Here is a 21,369-nt window from a genome sequence, read left to right as displayed (position 1 = left end):
AAAATATATGGGTTAAAATACAATGTAGTAACCTTTAATAACAATATTGTGAACAAAAAACCTTTTGGAGTCTGATAATGAAAATGTTCGTTTGGCTATTCATTGCAGTGGTGGTATTGATCGTGGTGTTTGGGGTGTCGGTATTTAATAAGCTGGTACGTGCCCGCAACCAAGCAAAAAATGGCTTTGCGCAAATCGATGTGCAGCTCAAGCGCCGTCACGATCTGATTCCAAATTTGGTCGAAACCGCCAAGCGTTATCTGAGCCATGAAGAAGAAACGCTGACCCGTGTGATTAATGCGCGTAATCATGCTCAGAGTCTGCAAGATTCTACTAAGCATCAGCCAGATTCGCTTGAACATATGGCGTTGTTTGCCAAAGCAGAGGGTATGTTGTCAAAAGCCTTGGGGAAATTCTCAGCGGTCGTAGAAGCCTATCCTGAGTTAAAAGCGGACAGTATGATTAAAGAGCTGATGGATGAGCTCACCAACACCGAAAACCGCATAGGCTTTGCCCGTCAGCATTATAATGACAGCGTGATGTTTTATAACAATGATCGCGAAGTATTTCCCAATAATCTTGTCAGCACAACCTTTGGCTTTCGTCCACTTAGCCCATTGGTCTTTGAAGATAGAAAACTCATTGCTCAAGCACCTGTCGTCGATATGGGCTGATATTTGTATCATATTAAATGCAGTTAGTTATGGTTAGGTAAAATACATAGATGGATTTTTTTGGTGCACAGCGTAGCCGTACTCAGCGCAGCTTGTTGCTTTATGGGTTATTTTTTCTGATTGTCTTTGCCCATATTGCTGTAGCACTTGGGGTTATGGCGCTGCTGCTCACGCTATTTACCGGTGGCATTTATCATTGGGTATTAATACTGGTTGCTGTCTGGACAATCGGTAGCTTTGTCGTTGGTAGTTTTTTAGAGTATAGACGCTTAAAAGCAGGTGGTCGGGCGATTGCCCAACGTGTGGGTGCAGTGCGCTTGTTTATCGACCACAGCCAAGACACTTGGGAGCATAGCCAAGGAGTTGCCCATCAGCATCAGCCTGTATCAAAAGTTCGCTTTAGTGCCCGCCAGATTGCCGTGCGTGATGAGCGGGATTTCCCGCCTGTTTATCGGCGTTATTATGAGATTGCCCAGCAGCTAGCCATTGCTTCAGGTTTGCGAATGCCAATTTTATATGTGTTGCCTGATGAGCAAGGCATTAATGGTTTTGTGGCGGGTCGCCATAGCCAAGATATGGTACTCGTCGTCACCCAAGGCGCCCTCGATAAGCTATCTGATGAGGCGCTATACGGGCTAATAGGGCACGAGTATGGCCATATCTTACATGGTGATGCGACGTTTAATTTACAGCTAATGGTGGTGTTAGCAGGATTGCAATTACTCTATGACTGGAGTGATTCTATTAATAATTTTGGTTCTGGTTATAAAGTCAGTCATAAAAACACTCAGCAAAACAAGCAGCAAAACTATTTTGATGGCTCTTTTATTAATAGTGCGGTCAATCAAAGCAACCCTTTACCGCAAAAAGTAATCGATAGCCATGCGCGTCGCACTGAAGCGCAGACAGCAAACTTTACCACGCATAGCGAATGGGTCGCCTACTGGCAAAACCAGTCGCAAAGCCAGCAATCTTCAGCTAAGAGTCAGTCAAGATGGCTACAACATAATGATAAGTTCAATAGTCAAGCGTCGCGTAATATCTGGACATTATTAATACATGGATTGAGTTTTTCTAGTATGGCCAGTGCGCAACTGATTGAACACAGCTTTAATCGTGAGCGCGAGTTACTTGCCGATGCGACCAGTGTGCAGCTGACACGTTCGCCGGCTATTATGGAAACTTTAAAGGCCATTCACCAAGATACGCTTGGTTCGCGCTTAACTTCCATCGCCGATATCAATGGATTAAGTCATTTTTTCTTTGCCAGTAGTGGTGCCGATTTGGGTGACGTATCATGGTTTGCCACGCATCCAAGTTTAAGCGAGCGCATGAGTGCCATCAATGCCAACGCTTATCATGATTTCGCTGTGCAAGTGGCTAAAGAAAAACGCCTCAATCAGCAAAAGATAAAAGAAATTTATGAGCAGCGCTGCTTGGGTGATTGGGGTGTGATAGTAGCAAATAGCCTAAGTAAAAATAAATTCGCTGATAAAGATATTAATAATAAATTCAATGATGTTATTGACGAAGATGCGATTAAAAAAGATGCTATTAAAAAAGAAATCGCTACCTTTTCTACTAGTGAAATGCAGAACGAATCGCAAGGCGATAACGGGCTTGAGTTTGTTGTAGAGCAAGATATTGTTATTGATGGGCGTTTGCAGGTGCAAGCAGAAGATATTGGTACTCATCAGCTGCTTAAGCCGTGGCGAGCTAAACCTGATAGTGATTTGCCATCAGATACCTTGATTGGTATCGAAGATATACAAAAGGTATCGCTACCGCAGTATGTGCTCAATCACAGTTATCACCCGCTAGGGGCGCAGGCTTTGATTGAAGCCGTGCTACTTTGTCATCAGGGCTCTGTGCTGTCAACAACAGCAACTTATGATTTAACTGATATCTGGCTTGGGCTTGATGAGGATAAGAGGTTTTCTGCTGAAACTAAAGTCGATATAAATGACACGCGAGTTTTACCGCATACGATAGATCACAAATTATTAACGGCAGTGGCAAATCTTGATCGGCGCTTAGACAGTGCTTTGATTGCATTGGCGCTAAAGCAACTACGCCAGCATAATTTATCAGAAATTGCTATCGATGAGTTGCGCTTAAAATATGAAGCCAGTTATCGTAATCAAGATCATCAACATTACGTGCAGCAAAAAAAGTGTCGGACGATGCTAGTGCGCTATCAGCGAGGTATCATTGAGCTGTTTGAAAACTTACTTACGGCTGATCTAAGCCAAAAATTTGCTGATACTATAGATAATGATGATTCTATTGATAAGCCTCAATCATTATTAAATCCTTTAGAGAATACGCGCTCTCGGTTGTCTCGGTCGCCTTCGATTTTAGCGTTAAGGCAGGCGCTACAGCTGCAGCAATTGTTGCCTATATTATCTGCCATATTAAACGATACACAGGTTCAGTCGCATCTTCACCCTCAATATCCATACTATCAATGGCAGCAAGTATTGTACGCTGGCACGGATGATATTTATGCTCAGCTTGACCCGTCAGGACAGGTATTTGATGGTTTTGATGCTGTCGCAAAAACCATGCTTACTTTATTGGCGTATCGTTTATCAAAGGATGCCAAAGGGCAGATAATATCCGCACTAGATAGCGAATTACATAGCTCAGTGCTCAGCTATAATAGTGTTAGCGTTGCTCATTATCTTGTAGATTTACGCCGTCATGCACGTTTGCTTGATATTGATTTAGCTGCCGCTAGTGAGGCAAATTTGCAATGGCTATTATTGACTGCGCAAAATCTAAATAGTATTCAATTATTAGCATTAATAGCAGCCGTACCTATTTTTATAGCGCCTGCCAGTCAATCGTCTGATTCTCAAGCCAAAGGTGATGATAATTATCGACAGAGACAACAGGGCGACGCTCAAATAGATTATAATGCGACTACTAATAAGCCTTATGGTTATAATGATTACCGGCAATGGCTGAGCACGTTGCATACAGTGATGTTACACGATACGATAGTTAGTCAAGATGAGTATGATTGCTTGACCGAGCTTGCCAATCATTGGCTAGGCGTTCGGCAGCTTTTTTGAGCAGATTAATTGACAATAAAAGCTGTAAATCCATTTTAGACAAGTAGGATAGTAAATAAGCATGAGTGATGTCCAAGACCCGCTAATTGTATTGCAGCATCGTATGCAGCAGCGCCAGATTTTAGCGATGATGGGTATCAATCAGTGGGTGCAGCCGAGCTCTGAAACATTGAGTATCGCTGATATTTCTGCGCCTGCCTTGCCTGATGCGGTTATAGCTAACGCTAGCATTGTTGCATCTCATTCTAATGCTACTGCTTCTACAACAAGCACTGAACAGCCAAGCATAGAATTTTCGAATAATGAATCTTCTCATATTACATCTCCAAATATTAATGCCATAGCCGATGTGGTAGATGATGAGCCTCTTAATCATTATTATGATGACGCTAATGAGACAGGTTTAAGTCATTCTGACCAACAAAGCCCCGTCATCTATCATTTTGACTCGACTACCTCTGATATCTCCAAGCCCGCCGTTACCTCACTTGCAAATAAGGCCGTTCAGCAAACTGCTCTTGATGACATAAATGATACTGCAAGCTTTGAAGATGGCAGTTTTAAAGACAGTGGTTTGAACAAAGAGGGCTTTCAAGAGGAAAGCTTTAAAAAGGTAGCACCCTTTGATTTACAAGGTGGTCGCTATGGCGATTGGGTAATTTTGGTTGATATCCAAGCGCTCAATAATGACAGCCAAAAACTGTGGCAGAATATCACCCAAGCGCTATCTATCAGCTGTGAGACGACCTCATTTCCTATTTGTGAAGGTATGGATACCGCTGAGCTTGCCAATGCCAGCCTTGCAGGATATGTGTTTAAGATTGGTCGTCGCGAAGAGATAAAAGTGGCGGCATTGACCGTATTACCTGACGGCCTTGAGCATCCGAACTTGACTACTGTGCCCACACTCGATGAGATGCTTAAAGATAGCAAACTTAAACGTCAGCTTTGGGAGCAGTTATCAAAGTAGAATTAAAGGCTTGCCACTTACTATTATTACGACTACTACGACTTATTACGACTACTACGACAGAGAGTAAAAGATAACGATAACATTCACCTTTAACAGTTAACCTTTAATAACCACGATGATTTCATCATATTTAGGATAATAATTATGACCACTAAAGCCGCTCCTAACCGTGTACCTAATTTTTCAGCGGGACCTGCCACCATACCGACCGCCGTCTTATCACGCGCTCAAGAAGAGTTGCTTGATTGGCAGGGACGCGGTATGTCGGTCATGGAAGTGAGTCACCGTAGTAAAGAATACATCGCAATTACCGAAAAAGCGGAAGCCAAGTTGCGCTCGCTCATGGACATTCCAGATAACTATAAAGTGCTGTTTTTACAAGGCGGTGCCAGCTTACAGTTTTCAGCGATTCCATTAAATCTGTTAAATGGTGGCCGCGCCGACTATCTAACGACGGGTACTTGGTCTGGTAAAGCGGTCAAAGAAGCACAGCGCTATGCTAAATTAGGTTTAGGCGAGGTTAATGTGGTGGCAACGGGTAAAGACAGTAATTTTACCGACGTGCCAGCCCAAAGCGACTGGAACCTGAGTAAAGATGCGGCGTACTTTCACTACTGCGCTAATGAGACCATTCATGGTTTGCAGATTTTTGAGCCACCACAAGTCGATGCGCCAATTATCGCCGATATGTCTTCTTGCATTTTGTCACAGCCCATTGACGTCTCTAAATTTGGCATGATTTACGCCGGTGCGCAAAAAAATATCGGGCCAGCAGGTCTGATTATCGTGATTATCCGTGAAGATTTATTGGGCAAAGCGAGTGAATGGTGCCCACTACTGATGAACTATGAACATCAGGCGGAAAAAGAGTCGATGTCAAACACGCCAGCGACGTATTCTTGGTATTTAGCAGGGCTGGTGTTTGATTGGTTAGAAGAGCAGGGCGGCGTCGCTGCTATCGGCAAAATCAACCAGCAAAAAGCGGATTTGCTGTATAAAACCATCGATGACAGCAGCTTTTATAGCAATCCAGTTGACCCCAAATATCGCTCTATCATGAATGTGCCGTTTACCTTAGCGGACAGCAGCCTTGATAAAGTGTTTTTAGAAGAGTCGGAAGCGGCGGGCCTTATGAACCTAAAAGGTCACCGCGATGTTGGTGGTATGCGCGCCAGTATTTACAATGCAGTGTCATTAGAGTGGGTACAGCAGTTGGTTGACTTTATGATAGACTTTGAAAAAAAGCACGCTTAAGTTAGCACAGGTTTTAAAATAAAAGACGCAACTTTTATGAGCTGCGTCTTTTTTATGCGTATTAGTGTTTTTTAAGCGGCATAATCCGTCATGTAGCAACCTTAACGCTGCAAAGCATTAGGTTAAAAAACCTAAATTTGTTATGATAAAATTTCGTCAATTATGTATTTTGTCGTCAGTCGCGCATTTTTTATCCCAGTTGGTTTAGAGTAGAGGGTCGTTATGAGGGGTATTACATAGTCATGATGCTAAAAGACTCTATGCTAAAAGCCGTCTTGCTTGTCATTACGGTCAGCTGGATACCTGTTAGTATCGCAGCGCCAATCACCACGACTGCGCTTGGGCATAATAGTACCACTGAGTATATTGATGTACCGTATATGCCTTATGCCAATCCAAAGGCGCCCAAAGGTGGTACGCTGTCGCTAGATGCACGCGGCACCTTTAATGCGGCCAATAAATGGATGACCACAGGCGTGGCGATGGTTGGCACCGACTATCTGTACGATACCTTGATGACGGGCTCCCTCAATGAAGCCTTTACCATGTATCCGCAGCTGGCTGATAAAGTCACCTATGATCCTGACGATACCAGTTGGATTATTTACCATGTTAATCCTGCTGCGCGCTTTTGGGACGGCTCGCCCGTGACCAGTCATGATGTTAAAGCCACTTATGATGCGATATTGACTAAAGGTCCGATGTATATCCGCAGCTATTTGGGCGATATTAAAGACATTGAGATTATCGATAAGCAGCGGGTAAAGTTTGTTTTTAAGTCTGATGATAATAAAGAGATATTATTAACGGTTGGGCAATTCCCTATTTTTGCTAAATCCTCGATTGATACAGATTTTGAAAAAATAACATTGACGCCGCTCATGGGTAGTGGTCCTTATAAGCTTGGCCGCGTCGATGCGGGGCGTGCGGTCAGATATGTGCGTGATCCCAATTATTGGGGCCGTGATTTGATGGTCAATCGCGGTCGTTATAATTTTGATATGATTAAGTTTGTCTATTATCAAAGTGATGAGATTGCTTTTGAGGGTTTTAAATCTGGGCAATATCGTTTTCGCCCTGAGAATAAAGCGTCGAACTGGGCAACGGGTTATAACTTTCCTGCAGTCAAGGCAGGTTTGATTTATAAAGAAACTATAAGCAGCGAAAACCCAGTACCAATGCAAGGTCTAGTCATGAATATGCGACGTCCCATCTTTCAAGATATTCGCGTTCGCCAAGCATTGACGGCAGCTTACGATTTTGAGTGGATGAACAAAACTTTATTCCATGGCCAATATGAGCGCTTACAAAGCTTTTTTCATGGCTCAGAGCTAGCAGCAACTGGCACGCCATCTGCGGCTGAGATGCAGGTATTAAAACCATTGCTAACCAAGCTTGAACCAATTCAGCGGCAAGCGGTATTGACGGAATGGCGATTGCCAACCAGCGATGGTAGCGGTTTTAATCGTCAAGGATTGTTAGAGGCGCGGCAGCTATTGCTAGAGGCTGGTTTTTATTATCAAGATATGAAGTTGTATCAGCCAAACGGTAAGCTTGCTCAGATTGAGATCTTGATGACGGGTGAAACCATGGGGCGGGTATTGTTGCCTTATATTCGTAACCTAAAGCGTTTGGGCTTTGATGCGACCTTACGCCAAGTCGATGGGCCACAATATTATGAACGTGTGCGCCGATTTGACTACGATATGATGGTCGACATCTTTGCCCAGAGCTTATCGCCTGGCGCGGAGCAAGTGGGCTTTTGGGGCAGTGCTGCCGCCGATGAAGCGGGTAACGCCAATACCATCGGTATTAAAAACCCTGCGATTGACAGTGTTATTAAAAAACTGGGCGATGCTAAAAGTCGCGATGAGATTGTCTTATATACGCACGTACTTGATCGCCTGCTACGGGCAGGACATTATTTAGTCCCTTTATATGGCAAATCTAGCACCAATGTTGCCTACTGGAATCAATATCGGCATACGGCAAAACTGCCGACCAATGCGATCGGTATCGATTATTGGTGGTCAGATAAAGAAGCGGAAGCCCGTGTTAATCGATACTTAAAGCAATAGTTTAAGATAATGGCTCAAAACAGTTATTTAAAAATTATCATTTAAACCAGTAAATAAAATCTCGTTTCATTTGGTTTTTAAAATTTAATAAAAAACATCAGTAATAAAGACAATCACTGCTAAGGATTTTATATGAGTATTCGTATTCACCCCATTAAAGCGTTCAATGACAACTATATTTGGACACTCATTAATGAAAATAATAAGCAGGCGATTGTCATTGATCCGGGTCAAGCCGAGCCAGTTATCGCTTATTTAGAAGAAAATGGCTTGGAGCTGACGTCTATCTGGACCACGCATCATCACCATGATCATATCGGCGGTGTTGCCGAGCTACAAGAATCTTATCCGATGACGCATTTGGTTGCGCATACAGAGCATAACGTCGATGAAGATCAGGCTATCAAAGATGGTAGTACGGTCAGTGCGTGGGGCTGTGCCGCGCAAGTGTGGGATGTGTCTGGTCATACTGCAAGCCACATGGCGTATATCTTAGATATCGATGGACAAAAGCATTGTTTTTGCGGTGATACCTTATTTAGTGCCGGTTGCGGACGTGTCTTTACCGGCACGATTGAGCAATTGCATGAGAGCTTTAAGCGCTTAAATGGCTTGCCAGCTGAGACGCTGCTGTATCCAGCCCATGAATATACTGCCAGCAACTTACGCTTTGGCTTATCTATTGAACCTGCCAATGAAGCGATGCAGCAAGCGCTTGCGCAAGCAGAAGAAAAAACCGCCCAAGGTATCCCGACATTGCCAGTCATTTTAGAACACGAGCGCGCAATCAACGTGTTTTTACGCACGCAAGAGCCCAGTGTGATAGCAGGGGTGAGGTCTAAAGTCACTATCGATGATGACAAGTCTTTGACAGTATTTGCCGCATTACGTGAGCTTAAAAATAACTTCTAAATGCTAGGGCGTGTCCTCACTTCAAGCGATTGTATCTAAATGGGCTAAAAATGGCTAAATTTTGCCAAATATCGTCAAATAGCTGATTAATACCCCGGTATTATTTGCGCTATTTTCCTCATTTGACTGCAATTTATCTCATTTTTATGACCATTTTTAAAATGAGGACACACCCTAAGTTGTCATATCTCTATGTTTTAGGAAGCCGTCATTATGGGTCGTTATATCTTAAAAAGGTTGTTACTGATATTACCGACGCTATTTTTGATATTGCTGGCGAACTTTGTCATTGTCCAAGCGGCGCCGGGCGGCCCTGTCGAGCAGCAACTGGCGCTTATCGAACAAAGTGCAAAAGACGGTGCGCTCAGCGGTAATATCGGTGCGGGCAGTGCCGGTGGCAATAAGAGTACTTACCAAGGCACGCGCGGCCTATCTGAGGAAATGGTAGCGGCAATTAATGCGCAATACGGCTTTGATAAGTCAGCACCTGAGCGCTTTTGGCTGATGCTAAGGAATTATGCCAAGCTTGATTTTGGGACATCGTTTTTTAAAGGTCAATCGGTGACTGACTTGATTGTTGAAAAATTACCAGTATCAATCTCGCTTGGGCTATGGAGTACGCTGCTGATTTATATGATAGCGATTCCGCTTGGTGTCTATAAAGCGATGCATCATGGCTCAGGGATTGATAAAGCAACAGCCATGCTGCTTGCTATCGGCCATGCGATACCTGTTTTCGTATTTGCCGTCATACTGTTAGTGTTTTTTGCCGGTGGCAGCTATTGGAATATTTTTCCGCTACAAGGATTAACTTCCGAAAATTTTGACCAATTAAGCACGCTTGGTAAAGTGAAAGATTACTTTTGGCATCTGGCATTGCCGCTCCTAGCAAGTACCGTTGGCGGCTTTGCTGGCTTGACTTACTTGACCAAGTTTAGCTTTTTAGAAGAGCTCGGTAAGCAATATGTGCTTACCGCGCGAGCCAAAGGCTTGGGCGAACGGCAAGTGTTATACGGCCATGTGTTTCGTAATGCGATGTTGATTATTATCGCCGGTATTCCAGCGGCTATCGTTGGGATTTTCTTTGCCGGTAATTTTTTGATTGAGATTATCTTTAAACTTGATGGTTTGGGGTTGTTGGGTTTCGAAGCCATTCAGCAGCGTGATTATCCGGTGATATTTGGTACGCTGTTTATCTTTACTTTGCTCGGGCTGTTATTACAGTTAATCAGTGATTTAAGTTATCACTTAATTGATCCGCGTATTGATTTTGAGGGGCGCTAATGTCAAGTCATCCATTATCTTCTGTACCCTCAAACACATCTTCCATTGTCCCAGAAAAAAAACGCCGCCTAAATCCTATTTGGCAGGCACGCCTAAACCGTTTTCGCCACAATCGCCTTGGAGTAATATCGCTATTTATTTTTGCCCTGATATTTGTCATTTGTATGGCAGCCAATGTCATTGCCAATGACAAGCCGCTACTGGTGCAGTATCAAGGTGATTATTATTTCCCCGTCCTAAAAGCCTATCCCGAAACGACTTTTGGTGGGGTGTTCGAGACTGAAGCCAATTACAAAGACCCTGCAGTGCAAGCGTTGATTGATGAGCAGGGTTTTTATATTATGCCGCTCATTCCCTTTGCCGATCAGACACCAAACGTTGAGCTTGGGATTCCATATCCAGCCGCGCCCAATAGTCAAAATTGGCTGGGTACCGATGACTTAGGACGCGATGTGCTGGCGCGGATACTTTATGGATTGCGGGTATCTTTGTTGTTCGGTATCGCCTTGACGCTTGCGGGTGCATTAATTGGCATTATCGTTGGTGCGATACAAGGCTATTACGGTGGCTGGGTAGATTTAGCCGGGCAGCGCTTTATGGAAGTATGGGGCGGGATGCCGCAGCTGTTTATGATTATTATTTTGGTCAGCTTGTTTAGCCCTAGCATATTTATGTTATTTGCCATGATGTTGTTATTCGGTTGGATGGGGCTAGTCGGTTTGGTACGGGCAGAGTTTTTGCGTGCGCGTAATTTTGATTATGTTCGTGCCGCTCGTAACCTTGGGGTGTCAGACAGTCAAATCATGCTCAGGCATATCTTACCCAATGCATTGGCATCAAGTTTGTCGCAATTGCCGTTTATTTTAACGGCTAATATTATCGCGTTAACAGCGTTAGACTTTTTAGGATATGGTCTGCCACCTGGTTCACCGTCGCTTGGTGAGCTGATGGTACAAGGGAAAAACAACCTCGATGCCCCTTGGCTCGCGCTATCAGGGTTCTTTAGCTTAACTTTTATTTTATCCTTGCTCATCTTCGTTGGCGAAGCGCTACGTGATGCCTTTGATCCGAGGCGCTCGTGATATGACAACTGATAAAATAATAACCGCTAATATGACGACCACTACTGAGCAAAGTGCTAATGAGCAAAATGCCCATTCAAATGATAGTCATAGCAATAGCCAAAATAAGCTCATGCTGAGCGTAGATAAACTTAGCATCGTCACGGACGCAGGCATGGTTCTGGTCGATAAGCTATCGTACGAGCTACGGCAAGGGCAGACATTAGCGATAGTAGGCGAGTCGGGCTCTGGTAAGTCGATTGCCAGTCTTGCGCTATTAGGCTTGCTACCGGACAGTTTGACGGTTAGCGGTGAAGTGCAGCTAGCAAACGCCAAAGACATGAGTGCGCTGCCAATTACCAATGACAAAGGGCGAAATGTGGCGCTGCGCTCTATTCGTGGGCAGCGTATCGGTATGGTGTTTCAAGAGCCGATGACGGCGCTAAACCCACTACATACGGTCGGCAAACAAATTGCAGAATCCTTGCGTATCAGGGGCGCCCCCAAAAAACAGTGGCGCGAAAAAAGTATCGCTTTATTAAACGATGTCAATATCAACGACCCTGCTGATAAGCTAAATCGCTATCCACATGAGTTATCAGGCGGTCAACGCCAACGGGTCATGATTGCCATGGCATTGGCGCAGCAGCCTGATGTTTTAATCGCTGATGAACCGACGACCGCGCTTGATGTGACCTTGCAACATGAGATTCTAACCCTGTTAGATAACCTTAAGTGTCAGCATAATATGGCAATGATATTAATCAGCCATGATCTCAATCTGGTCAGGCGCTATAGCGATGACGTCATCGTCATGCGCCAAGGACACACGATTGAGCAAGGGCAAACGGCAGCAGTATTTAGCCAGCCTAAAGCGGACTATACCCGCTCGCTTATCAAGCAAGATTTCGGGCAAGCACTCAGTTTATTGGATGATGAAAGTCAGTTACCAACCGTATTGCAAGTCAGTAACCTACAAGTAAAATTTCCTATTGAAAAAAGCTTGTTTGGCGGCACCAAACGTTGGTTTGATGCGGTAAAAGATGTCGATATGACCCTGCAGAAAGGGCAGGCGTTGGGTATCGTTGGTGAGTCAGGCTCTGGTAAAACCACCATTGCCCTTGCGCTAAGCCAATTACTCAGCAATCAAGCGCGTGTCAGTGGTCAGATAATGGTCAATGGACAGGACATGACGGCATTGTCCAAACGTCATTTGCGCACCTTGCGCGCGCAAATTCAAATGGTGTTTCAAGACCCCTTTGCCAGTATCGATCCACGTATGACGGTCATGCAAATCGTCGAAGAAGGGCTGTTAGTACAAGGTGTCAATAAAGCAGAACGCCAGCAAGCAGTGATGGATAGTTTGGCGACTGTGCATCTACCAGCGGAGTTTGCGCAGCGTTATCCGCATGAGTTATCGGGCGGTCAGCGTCAGCGCGTCGCCCTTGCGCGTGCCCTTATTATGCAGCCAAGTTTATTGATATTAGATGAGCCAACGTCGGCGCTTGATAGCACCACGCAGGTTACGGTGGTCAACTTGCTACGGGAAATTCAAGCAAAATTGCAAGTCAGCTATGTGTTTATCAGCCACGATTTAAAAGTAGTCCGCGCCTTATGCCAGCATATGATGGTGATAAAAGACGGCGTGTGTATTGAGTCGGGCCCTAGCGAAGATGTGTTTAATAATCCACAGCACCCGTACGCGCAGCAGCTGTTGCAGGCGAGTTCCTTATAACAATAAACGCTATCAATTATTATAAGTAAAAATCATGAGAAAATTATGCTTGATGCTTTTATCTAGCGCTCTATCGCTTAGTGGTTGTTCGGATAGTTCAACCGTAGCTAATACAGAAGAAAAATATGCCATTGGCGATCTTGGTGGCGTTTCTGTAAATCTACCTAGAGAATTTGTCGAATTGATTGAATAGGATGGGGATCCTAGTTGGGGAGAAAAGCGCGTGGGTAAAAAGCCTGAACGAACCTACAACAAGTCGCTACTGAGACTATTTTAAGTTTTCGTAAAGAAGCAAGTTGATGGCTGATTTTCTTTGTATAAGTAAAGATGCGACGCTAAATAACCAGAACATCGCAGTTCATAATAATCATGACATCCTAAAAATGGCGGTGGTACAATAAGTTTAAACAGTAGTCTGCTTTATGTAGACGCTGATGCAGTATTTTTATTCACCGTGCTTTTGTTTTGACAGCATTTTTTATTTTGACTGCGGTGATGAATCACTGCTTTAAGTTGTCGTTGTTGCTAGTATTAGCATTATTAAAAAGGATTTTTATACCTATGAAAAAACAAAATACTATTTCTAAATTGGTCAGTAGTACAGGCTTACAACACGCTGGTTATTTGGCGGTTGCTAAGACGCGTGCCAAAGTACTAAAAGCCTTTTCTTACGTAGTGCCAGTCAGAAGACCGATGTTGTTTGTCGGTGAGACCTCGTGTGAAGATTTGTGTGACATGCTCATCAATGAAGGCAATACCAATGTTTTTATCGTTACGGACGCGGTATTAAACAAACTTGGTATCCCTGCTAAAGTCACAGATTATCTAGATAGCAAAAATATCAGCTATAAAATCTACGACGGCATTACCCCAGATCCTACTTTTAAAGTCGTCGAAGAGGGATTGCGCAAGTCTGTCGACGCTAAGTGCGACTCAATTATTGCCATCGGTGGCGGCTCGGTTATTGATGCGGCTAAAATGATTGCCATGTCACAAGGCAATAACTGCAAGCCAAAACAGCTTATCGGTATCTTGAAAGCCAGAAAACCTTCGGTTCCGCTTTATTGTATTCCAACCACAGCTGGCACCGGTTCAGAAGCGACGTTGGGTGCGGTGGTGTCAGATGACAAAACGCATCAAAAAGCCCTATCTATCGACCCAAGAATGGTGCCATTAGCAGCGGCTATCGATCCGATTATTATGAAAGGCATGCCGGCGCATATCACAGCAGATACCGGTATCGATGTCTTAACCCATGCTTTAGAAGCGTGGATGAGTGCCAATGCTAGCGTCGAGACCGATTATTATGCGGCTTCTGCAGTTAAAACTGTAATGCAAAACCTACCACTGGTTTATAAAGATGGCGGCAACTTGAAAGCACGTGAAGAGATGGGTATCGCCGCTCATTACGGCGGTATCGCCTTTAATAAAGCCGGTCTAGGTTACGTTCATGCTATCGCTCACCAGTTGGGGGCGCACTATAGTATCCCCCACGGTCGTGCCAATGCCATCGTCTTACCATATGTGCTTGACGTCAATCGCAAAGGCAGCAAAAAAAGATTGGCAGAGTTAGCTCGCAAGACTGGTATGGTCAAATCGGGTCAAGCTGACAAGAGTGATAGCGATATTGCCGATAGTCTCATCGCACAAGTACGCGAGCTGATTGCTACCTTAAATATCGATCCAACCGTTAAAAATATGCAAAGCAGTGATTTTAATGATATTGCCAAAGCCGCGGCAAAAGAAGTCAGCGATACTTATGCGGTGCCGACTTATCTATCTGCTGCTGAGATTAAGGATATTTTAACCAAGATTAAGCAAGCCAGTGATGAGCACGCCAGTCGTGATGCAAAAACTGATAAGGTTGCTTAAGTTATTTAAGCTACTTAATAAGTCCGATGATCAATCTCTAAAAATAAAAAAGAGCACATTGCGATATCAACAATGTGCTCTTTTTCTTTACTTCTCTGTTGCTTATAACTAGCACTGGTTTTATTTTAAACGATATTAAAACGCAGGTTTACGCTTTGGCACCGCATCTAAAAACTCATTACGGGCTTGATTGTCGTGTACATACTCGCCCAGCATCGCTGTGCTGCGCGTGGTTGAATGCTGCTTGTTAACGCCGCGCATCATCATGCACATGTGCGCTGCATCCATAACCACTGCCACACCGCGGCAACCTGTCACATCCATAATCGTTTGTGCTACTTGTTCGCTTAAATTCTCTTGAATTTGCAAGCGACGAGCAAACATATCAACGATACGGGCGAATTTTGACAGCCCTAATACTTGACCATTGGGCAAGTAACCGATGTGCGCGACGCCATGAAATGGCAACATATGATGTTCACATAATGAATAAAATTCAATGTTTTGCACCAAGACCAATTCACGATTGGTCGAAGGAAATACCGCGCCATTGACCACTTCTTCCAAGCTTTGATGATAGCCTTGCGTCAAATGCGCAAACGCTTTTGCCGCGCGTATTGGAGTATCTTGTAAGCCAGGACGCTCTAAGTCTTCGCCAGTTGAAGTGATTAGCTGACGATAGGATTCAACACTTTCTTGAAAATCTGTTGCTATTGTTGGGGTATTGCTCATAAGTTTGGCAGCCATCCAAAATGTGGGTGTAGCTTAACGCTAATCCTTGTTTACAAACAATGGTTGTAAAGGATTTTTATAAAAATTGTGCAAGCTGGGAGGGCTGTGATTATACTTGAAATCCACTTAACTTCATACTGCTATGCTCAGTAGATAATCGTTTTATCCATATTAGCTATTACTATGAAAGGAGATTAAGCGTTTATAGCGTGTAAGTAAATACAGTATACGAGTGTTTACTTAAATCAATTCGTGTATAATGGGTCATCTTTTAATTTGTGTTTTCACTCGCTATTTATGAGCGAGCTATTAAAAATAATCTGTCATTTAAATCGATTTACAGGGAACTATTATGTTACTACAAGGACAACGCTTTGTCGTCACCGGCATCGCAAGCAAACTTTCTATCGCTTGGGCAATCGCTGAAGCGCTGCACCGTGAAGGCGCATCGTTAATTTTGACTTATCCCAATGACAAAATTAAAAAACGTGTCGATATGGCCGCCGAAGCCTTTGAAGCGGATTTAGTGCTTGAGTGTGATGTGGCATCAGATGAATCGATTGCTGCATGTTTTGAGCAAGTGACCGCGCATTGGGGCGATGGTATTGATGGTGTTGTCCACGCGATTGGCTTTGCGCCGATGGACCAGTTAGATGGCGATTTCGTCAATGCCACTACCCGTGAAGGCAGCCAAATTGCTCATGATATCTCAAGCTATAGCTTTGTGGCCTTGGCCAAAGAAGCACGCGCGCTGCTAGCCATGCGTCATGGTTCTATGCTGACCTTGACCTATGAAGGCAGTATTTCCGTATTGCCAAATTACAACGTCATGGGCATGGCAAAAGCCAGTTTAGAGGCCAGTGTGCGCTACCTTGCTACCTCGATGGGCGGTGAAGGTATTCGTGTCAACGCGATTTCTGCTGGTCCTATTCGTACCCTTGCGGCAAGCGGCATCAAATCGTTCCGTAAAATGCTCGATATCAGTGAAAAAATCGCCCCGTTACAGCGTAATATTACCCAGACCGAAGTCGGTAATGCGGCGCTATTTTTACTATCACCGTGGGCATCTGGTATCACCGGTGAGATTATGTTTGTGGATGCAGGTTTTAATACCGTTGCCATCAGCGAGCAATTAATGATGCTTGATGAGACAAAATAATGTTTGTAAGCAAAGTTAATATGAGTTAAGCAGTAGAGAAGACGGCCAATTGGCTGTCTTTTTTGGTTATAATAAGGGCTTTTTGGTGTTGGGCCATTAGGCAACGAATATGATAACCAGATTACCAAAATGGATATTGTGGGGCGGCGCTGTACTGGCATTTAGCGCAGGCTGCGTCAATACCGCCGCATTAATGGGCTTTACCAATTTATCCGTCTCGCATGTGACCGGAAACGTCAGCCTGTTTTCAGCGGCGATTGCGCATTTAGACGGTCGCAGTATTTTATATATCGGTGCTTTGCTGCTGTCTTTTTTGGCTGGGGCAATATTAAGCGGTTTTGTGATTGGGCAACGATCATTAAAGCTCGGTCGGCGTTACGGCAGTGCGCTGTATATAGAAGCGGCGCTATTATTGATTAGCTATTGGTTATATCAGCAGCATGATTACTTAGGACAATTGGCAGCGGCGATGGCGTGCGGCTTACAGAATGCGATGGTCGCTACCTATAGCGGCGCGGTTATTCGTACCACCCATTTGACCGGTCTGACCTCTGATATGGGCGCTGCCATCGGTAACTGGCTGGCGGGACGGCGTATCAGCAAGCCTACATTGGGCTTTCAAGCGATTATTTGGTACTGCTTTTGCGGTGGCGGCGCCGTCGGGGCGTTTTTATATGCCAAAGTTGGCTATGGCGCGTTATTTGTCCCTATTAGCATTGTTTTGAGTGCAGCTTTTTTCTATAACTATATGTCAGACCGTTTGCCAGAAAAAAGACAGCCGAGACAAAAAAAGCGCCCATCTGCTTGATGAGCGCTTTTTATTTTAATTTTCGGTGGTGTATCAAAAAGTATGCTGATTAAGATCTGAACAATTCTTGAAGCCTTGAAAGCCCTATAGAATCAGAGAACTTAGCATAGATTTCTTATTGACTTTTATCGCCAGCATACTTTTTAGAACACCACCTAATTTTCTAATTCAAATAAGCTTAACGAGACAAACTACTTATCGTCTTCTTCGTGATCTTCATGTTCATGTAACCCTTGCATCATATCTAATGCGGAGTCGTCGGTACGCTGCTGATCTTTTTTATCCAAGCCATCTTGATTGATGTCTTTTGGCGCCATTTTTGTGGTCGAATCGGTTTTGTTTGAATTTGGCATAACATATTCCTGTTTGTTTTTATCAATGTCCAATAAAGTCCAATAAAAATATAATGGGTAAATTTATCGGCTTTTAGTTTTAATTAACTTATTTAGTATGAGATAGCACTGTACGCTTGTACATACACGGTGTACGTTTGTTTAGTGACGATGTGTAACCATACATCACACGGATTCCTGCTTAATTTTTCTATAACCACATTTATTGCAAAATTATTAGCAGCACTCTTAAGTCAGTTTTTTGTTATATATCTGCTATGATGACGGCGTGTTTTTTGCGGTTACCGATTGATGAAGGGTAAGTTGCCAAAGTACGCTTTTATTTTAGGTTTTTTACACTGTCTTTGGGGAAAATAAGGACATTTTATGTCAGAGCAAAAACTAGATAGCCATCTTCCTGATGATGGCAACGAGTATTTATTTACCGATACCTTTCCAAAAGGTACAGGTAAAGGGTTGATAGTGGTCGCTATTGCGGCGGTTATCAGTATGATTATCTATAACGTTTTGCCGTTTGATATCAATGCCAATAAAGGCCTTGCGATGTTGTTTTTCATCGGGGTGCTGTGGTTGACAGAGGCGGTACACGTTACGATTACGGCGCTTTTGGTCGTCGTCGTTGGTGCGTTGATTGGCATTCCAGAGTTTGATGCGGAGATTGGTTTACAAAGCTTTGCCAATCCGACGATTTATTTATTCTTTGGTGGTTTTGCTTTAGCTGCAGCACTACATGTACAGCAACTGGATAAAAAAATTGCGTTGAAGATTTTATCGATGTCAGGCGGTAAGCTCAGCACGGCAGTATTTTTGATATTTGGTGTGACAGCGTTTTTGTCGATGTGGATATCGAATACTGCGACCGCGGCGATGATGTTGCCACTAGCACTCGGTATTTTGACCCAAGTTGACCGTGAAAAAGACCGTGGCACCTTTGTTTTCGTATTACTGGGTATTGCTTATTCAGCGAGTCTTGGTGGTCTGGGTACGATTGTTGGTTCGCCGCCAAACGCTATTGCCGCAAAGGCGCTTGATATTGCGTTTGTAGACTGGATGAAGTTTGGTATACCGATGATGTTGGTGCTCTTGCCATTATTATTGGGTGCCATGTATGTGTATTTAAAACCAAATCTAAACCGTAAGATTGTACTGCGTGAAGACGAGCCTATCGCTTGGAATAAACCGCGTATAGTGACGATTATCGTCTTTATCATTACCGCCCTTAGTTGGATATTTTCCAAAAAAATCGGCGCTGCATTAGATATCACGGATACTGATGCCGTAATTGCCTTATCCGCTGCTGCTGCTGTAGTGAGCTTGGGTTTGGTGTCATGGAAGCAAGTGTCTGATAATACCGATTGGGGCGTACTCATGCTGTTCGGTGGCGGTATCGCGCTATCGACGATTTTGAAAGTATCAGGTGCGTCTTTAGTACTGGGCGAAACGGTTGCCAATGCGCTGTCTTCAGCACCGCTTATTATCGTCATGATTGCCGTATCGGCATTTATTATCTTCTTGACGGAGTTTGCTTCTAATACGGCTTCTGCTGCTTTGTTAGTACCAGTGTTTGCTGCTATTGCTGAGCAAATGGGACTGCCACATGAAGTGCTCGTCTTGGTCATCGGTATTGGCGCCTCATGTGCCTTTATGTTACCGGTTGCCACGCCGCCGAATGCGATTGTCTTTGGTACGGGGCTGATTAAGCAAAACGAGATGATACGTGTTGGTGTTATTCTTAATATTCTTGCTACCCTAGTCGTCGGGTTGTGGGCGTATTTTTTCTTAATATAGCCTAGCAATTAAGTTCATCATAATCCCTAAAGCCCGATATTTACTTAAATGTCGGGTTTTTTATTTCCTTTTATTGTTAGTCTGTGTATAACGGAGTGATTTGCGAGGAAGAAAAAAAGGATGGAGTATTCTAGTAATAAGCAATTCAATACTATTGCAGCTATCTCAGACATTCACAGTAATGTCTTTGCGCTTGAAGCTGTGCTTGCTGATATCAGACATCGAGATATTGACCAAATTGTTAATCTCGGAGATATTCTATATGGACCGATTGCGCCTAAAGCCACGTATGAGCTTTTAACGAAATATCAAGACGATATTATTACTATTCGGGGTAATCAAGATAGACAGATTTATGAAGCTACGACAATAGAGATGAAAAGCAATTCTACGCTGACTTTCATTACAAAAGATTTGCCTAAAATGGCGATAAGATGGATGCAGAACTTGCCTTTTGATTATCATTTGAATGACGATATATATCTGTGTCATGGGTCGCCAGCGGACGACATGATATATCTATTGGAAAATATAGAAACAGGGCAGCCGACGCTACGTAATAACACAGATATTTTAGCATTGCTCAAGGGTATCGACAGTTCAGTTATCGTATGTGGCCATACTCATATTCCGCGTACAGTCATGCTATCGACAGGACAAATTGTTGTTAATACAGGTAGCGTTGGCTATCCCGCCTATAAAGATGATTTACCAATCGTGCATAAAATGCAGACTTATTCGCCCCATGCCAGTTACGCTCTTATTAAATGTGTTGAAAATAAAAAAGGTAAGCAGTGGCAAACTGAGCATATTAGAGTGCCTTACGATTATGAAGCAGCAGCTAAATTGGCTTTAGCAAATGGTCGTGAAGATTGGGCGTTTGAATTAAGGACAGGGCGAGTATTGTAACTGGAGAATAGTCAAAGTGTCTTTAGATCAAGCTGATAATATTGATTGCGGTAACTATAATTTTTATATATATAAAAAGGACTGATTAAAATGCTAACACTGTTTATGGTACAACTTGGTGGTCGCCCCAAAGGTCGTTTGATTGAGCAACATGATATATTTTTTGGCGTGGCTAACCAAGTCAGCGAGCTGATAGAGGATATCAATCAGCACTGGCCTGAGGTTAAAAATAAATGGCACATTGACTCGTATCGAGCGATTAGCAAAGTTGATAATTATGCGATTAAATTGGTCGAATCAAGTAGCCAAACAGAGAGTACCAACGATGTAGAGAGTACCAACGATTTAAAGTTATTCTTTATCAATTTAGGGGGTTATCAGCGCGGCAGTTTCGAGGAGTTTCATTATAAGCTGCTTATCGTTGCTGCTACTCAAGCGGACGCTATTAAGCAAGCAAAACAGAGCGAATTTTATAAAGCCTTTACTTATAAAGATAAAGAGTCGCCTTTTAATGCCGCCTCGCATATTGATGATAAGTTTGAGGTAGATATCGACGATATTTATAACGTCAATGACCTTATTCCAAATGTTCGGTTGTTAATTAAGCCGATTACTAACGATAACAATGAATTTGCGAATACTGATGATAAAGAGTACGTTGGTTATCTGAGTATCAAGAATTTAAGGAGGTTAGGATAAT

At 43.5% G+C, this 21,369-nt stretch carries 17 protein-coding genes; 15 read left to right on the top strand and 2 right to left on the bottom strand.

The window, feature by feature from the left end; genetic code table 11:
- Positions 1-77: 77 nt before the first annotated feature.
- The 10 genes from JFC07_RS00490 to JFC07_RS00445 all read left to right on the top strand — a co-directional run bounded on the left by JFC07_RS00490 (position 78) and on the right by JFC07_RS00445 (position 14,920).
- The gene (locus tag JFC07_RS00490; RefSeq protein ID WP_102076295.1) at positions 78-674 is read left to right on the top strand and encodes a LemA family protein; all 597 of its coding nucleotides are present in this window, start codon (positions 78-80) and stop codon (positions 672-674) included.
- Positions 675-724: 50 nt separating this feature from the next.
- Entirely contained in the window at positions 725-3,751 is a 3,027-nt protein-coding gene (locus JFC07_RS00485) for a M48 family metalloprotease (protein WP_198327813.1), read from the top strand.
- Positions 3,752-3,812: 61 nt separating this feature from the next.
- On the top strand, positions 3,813-4,721 hold the full coding sequence (locus JFC07_RS00480; RefSeq protein WP_068405247.1) for a hypothetical protein: 909 nt from the start codon (positions 3,813-3,815) through the stop codon (positions 4,719-4,721).
- 147 nt (positions 4,722-4,868) lie between these two features.
- Positions 4,869-5,978 (top strand): 3-phosphoserine/phosphohydroxythreonine transaminase, encoded by a 1,110-nt coding sequence (gene serC / locus JFC07_RS00475; protein WP_068405250.1) that lies wholly within the window; start codon positions 4,869-4,871, stop codon positions 5,976-5,978.
- Between the two features lie 245 nt (positions 5,979-6,223).
- On the top strand, positions 6,224-8,056 hold the full coding sequence (locus JFC07_RS00470) for an extracellular solute-binding protein (protein WP_198327864.1): 1,833 nt from the start codon (positions 6,224-6,226) through the stop codon (positions 8,054-8,056).
- A 132-nt stretch (positions 8,057-8,188) separates the two neighbouring features.
- Positions 8,189-8,968 carry a hydroxyacylglutathione hydrolase gene (gloB, locus tag JFC07_RS00465; protein WP_068405252.1) on the top strand — a complete coding sequence of 260 codons (780 nt, stop codon included), beginning with the start codon at positions 8,189-8,191 and terminating at the stop codon, positions 8,966-8,968.
- A 213-nt stretch (positions 8,969-9,181) separates the two neighbouring features.
- Positions 9,182-10,252: a microcin C ABC transporter permease YejB gene (yejB, locus tag JFC07_RS00460; protein WP_068405254.1), complete on the top strand. Its 1,071-nt coding sequence runs from the start codon at positions 9,182-9,184 to the stop codon at positions 10,250-10,252.
- Positions 10,252-11,334, top strand: a complete 1,083-nt coding sequence (locus JFC07_RS00455; protein WP_102077051.1) for an ABC transporter permease — start codon at positions 10,252-10,254, stop codon at positions 11,332-11,334. Before yejB ends, JFC07_RS00455 begins: the two co-directional genes overlap by 1 nt.
- 31 nt (positions 11,335-11,365) lie before the next feature.
- Entirely contained in the window at positions 11,366-13,048 is a 1,683-nt protein-coding gene (locus tag JFC07_RS00450; RefSeq protein ID WP_082894301.1) for an ABC transporter ATP-binding protein, read from the top strand.
- A gap of 561 nt (positions 13,049-13,609) precedes the next feature.
- Complete coding sequence (locus JFC07_RS00445; RefSeq protein WP_068405258.1) at positions 13,610-14,920, top strand: iron-containing alcohol dehydrogenase; 1,311 nt, start codon at positions 13,610-13,612, stop codon at positions 14,918-14,920.
- Between the two features lie 135 nt (positions 14,921-15,055).
- Here JFC07_RS00445 and folE read toward each other — a convergent pair whose 3' ends face one another.
- Positions 15,056-15,652 carry a GTP cyclohydrolase I FolE gene (gene folE / locus JFC07_RS00440; RefSeq protein ID WP_226928923.1) on the bottom strand — a complete coding sequence of 199 codons (597 nt, stop codon included), beginning with the start codon at positions 15,650-15,652 and terminating at the stop codon, positions 15,056-15,058.
- Positions 15,653-16,004: 352 nt separating this feature from the next.
- On the opposite strand from folE, the gene JFC07_RS00435 reads away from it, so the two are divergent.
- Together JFC07_RS00435 and JFC07_RS00430 are read left to right on the top strand one after the other, a co-directional pair.
- Positions 16,005-16,811 (top strand): enoyl-ACP reductase FabI, encoded by an 807-nt coding sequence (locus JFC07_RS00435; protein ID WP_068405263.1) that lies wholly within the window; start codon positions 16,005-16,007, stop codon positions 16,809-16,811.
- A 109-nt stretch (positions 16,812-16,920) separates the two neighbouring features.
- Positions 16,921-17,619 carry a YoaK family protein gene (locus JFC07_RS00430; protein WP_102077056.1) on the top strand — a complete coding sequence of 233 codons (699 nt, stop codon included), beginning with the start codon at positions 16,921-16,923 and terminating at the stop codon, positions 17,617-17,619.
- A 191-nt stretch (positions 17,620-17,810) separates the two neighbouring features.
- On the opposite strand, the gene JFC07_RS00425 is transcribed toward JFC07_RS00430, so the two are convergent.
- A complete protein-coding gene (locus JFC07_RS00425) occupies positions 17,811-17,972 on the bottom strand; it encodes a hypothetical protein (protein WP_180952548.1) in 162 nt (53 codons plus the stop codon).
- 366 nt (positions 17,973-18,338) lie between these two features.
- On the opposite strand from JFC07_RS00425, the gene JFC07_RS00420 reads away from it, so the two are divergent.
- The 3 genes from JFC07_RS00420 (at position 18,339) to JFC07_RS00410 (ending at position 21,368) form a co-directional block, all read left to right on the top strand.
- A complete protein-coding gene (locus JFC07_RS00420; RefSeq protein ID WP_068405268.1) occupies positions 18,339-19,760 on the top strand; it encodes an SLC13 family permease in 1,422 nt (473 codons plus the stop codon).
- A 120-nt stretch (positions 19,761-19,880) separates the two neighbouring features.
- On the top strand, positions 19,881-20,669 hold the full coding sequence (locus tag JFC07_RS00415) for a metallophosphoesterase family protein (protein WP_068405271.1): 789 nt from the start codon (positions 19,881-19,883) through the stop codon (positions 20,667-20,669).
- 90 nt (positions 20,670-20,759) lie between these two features.
- On the top strand, positions 20,760-21,368 hold the full coding sequence (locus JFC07_RS00410; RefSeq protein ID WP_068405273.1) for a DUF1543 domain-containing protein: 609 nt from the start codon (positions 20,760-20,762) through the stop codon (positions 21,366-21,368).
- Position 21,369 lies beyond the last annotated feature (1 nt).

Origin of the sequence: Psychrobacter faecalis, from assembly GCF_016107575.1 — a bacterium.
Classification (GTDB): Bacteria; Pseudomonadota; Gammaproteobacteria; order Pseudomonadales; family Moraxellaceae; genus Psychrobacter; species Psychrobacter faecalis.
Note: the sequence above shows the minus strand (reverse complement) of the source record. Positions and strands in the feature narration are given on the sequence as shown.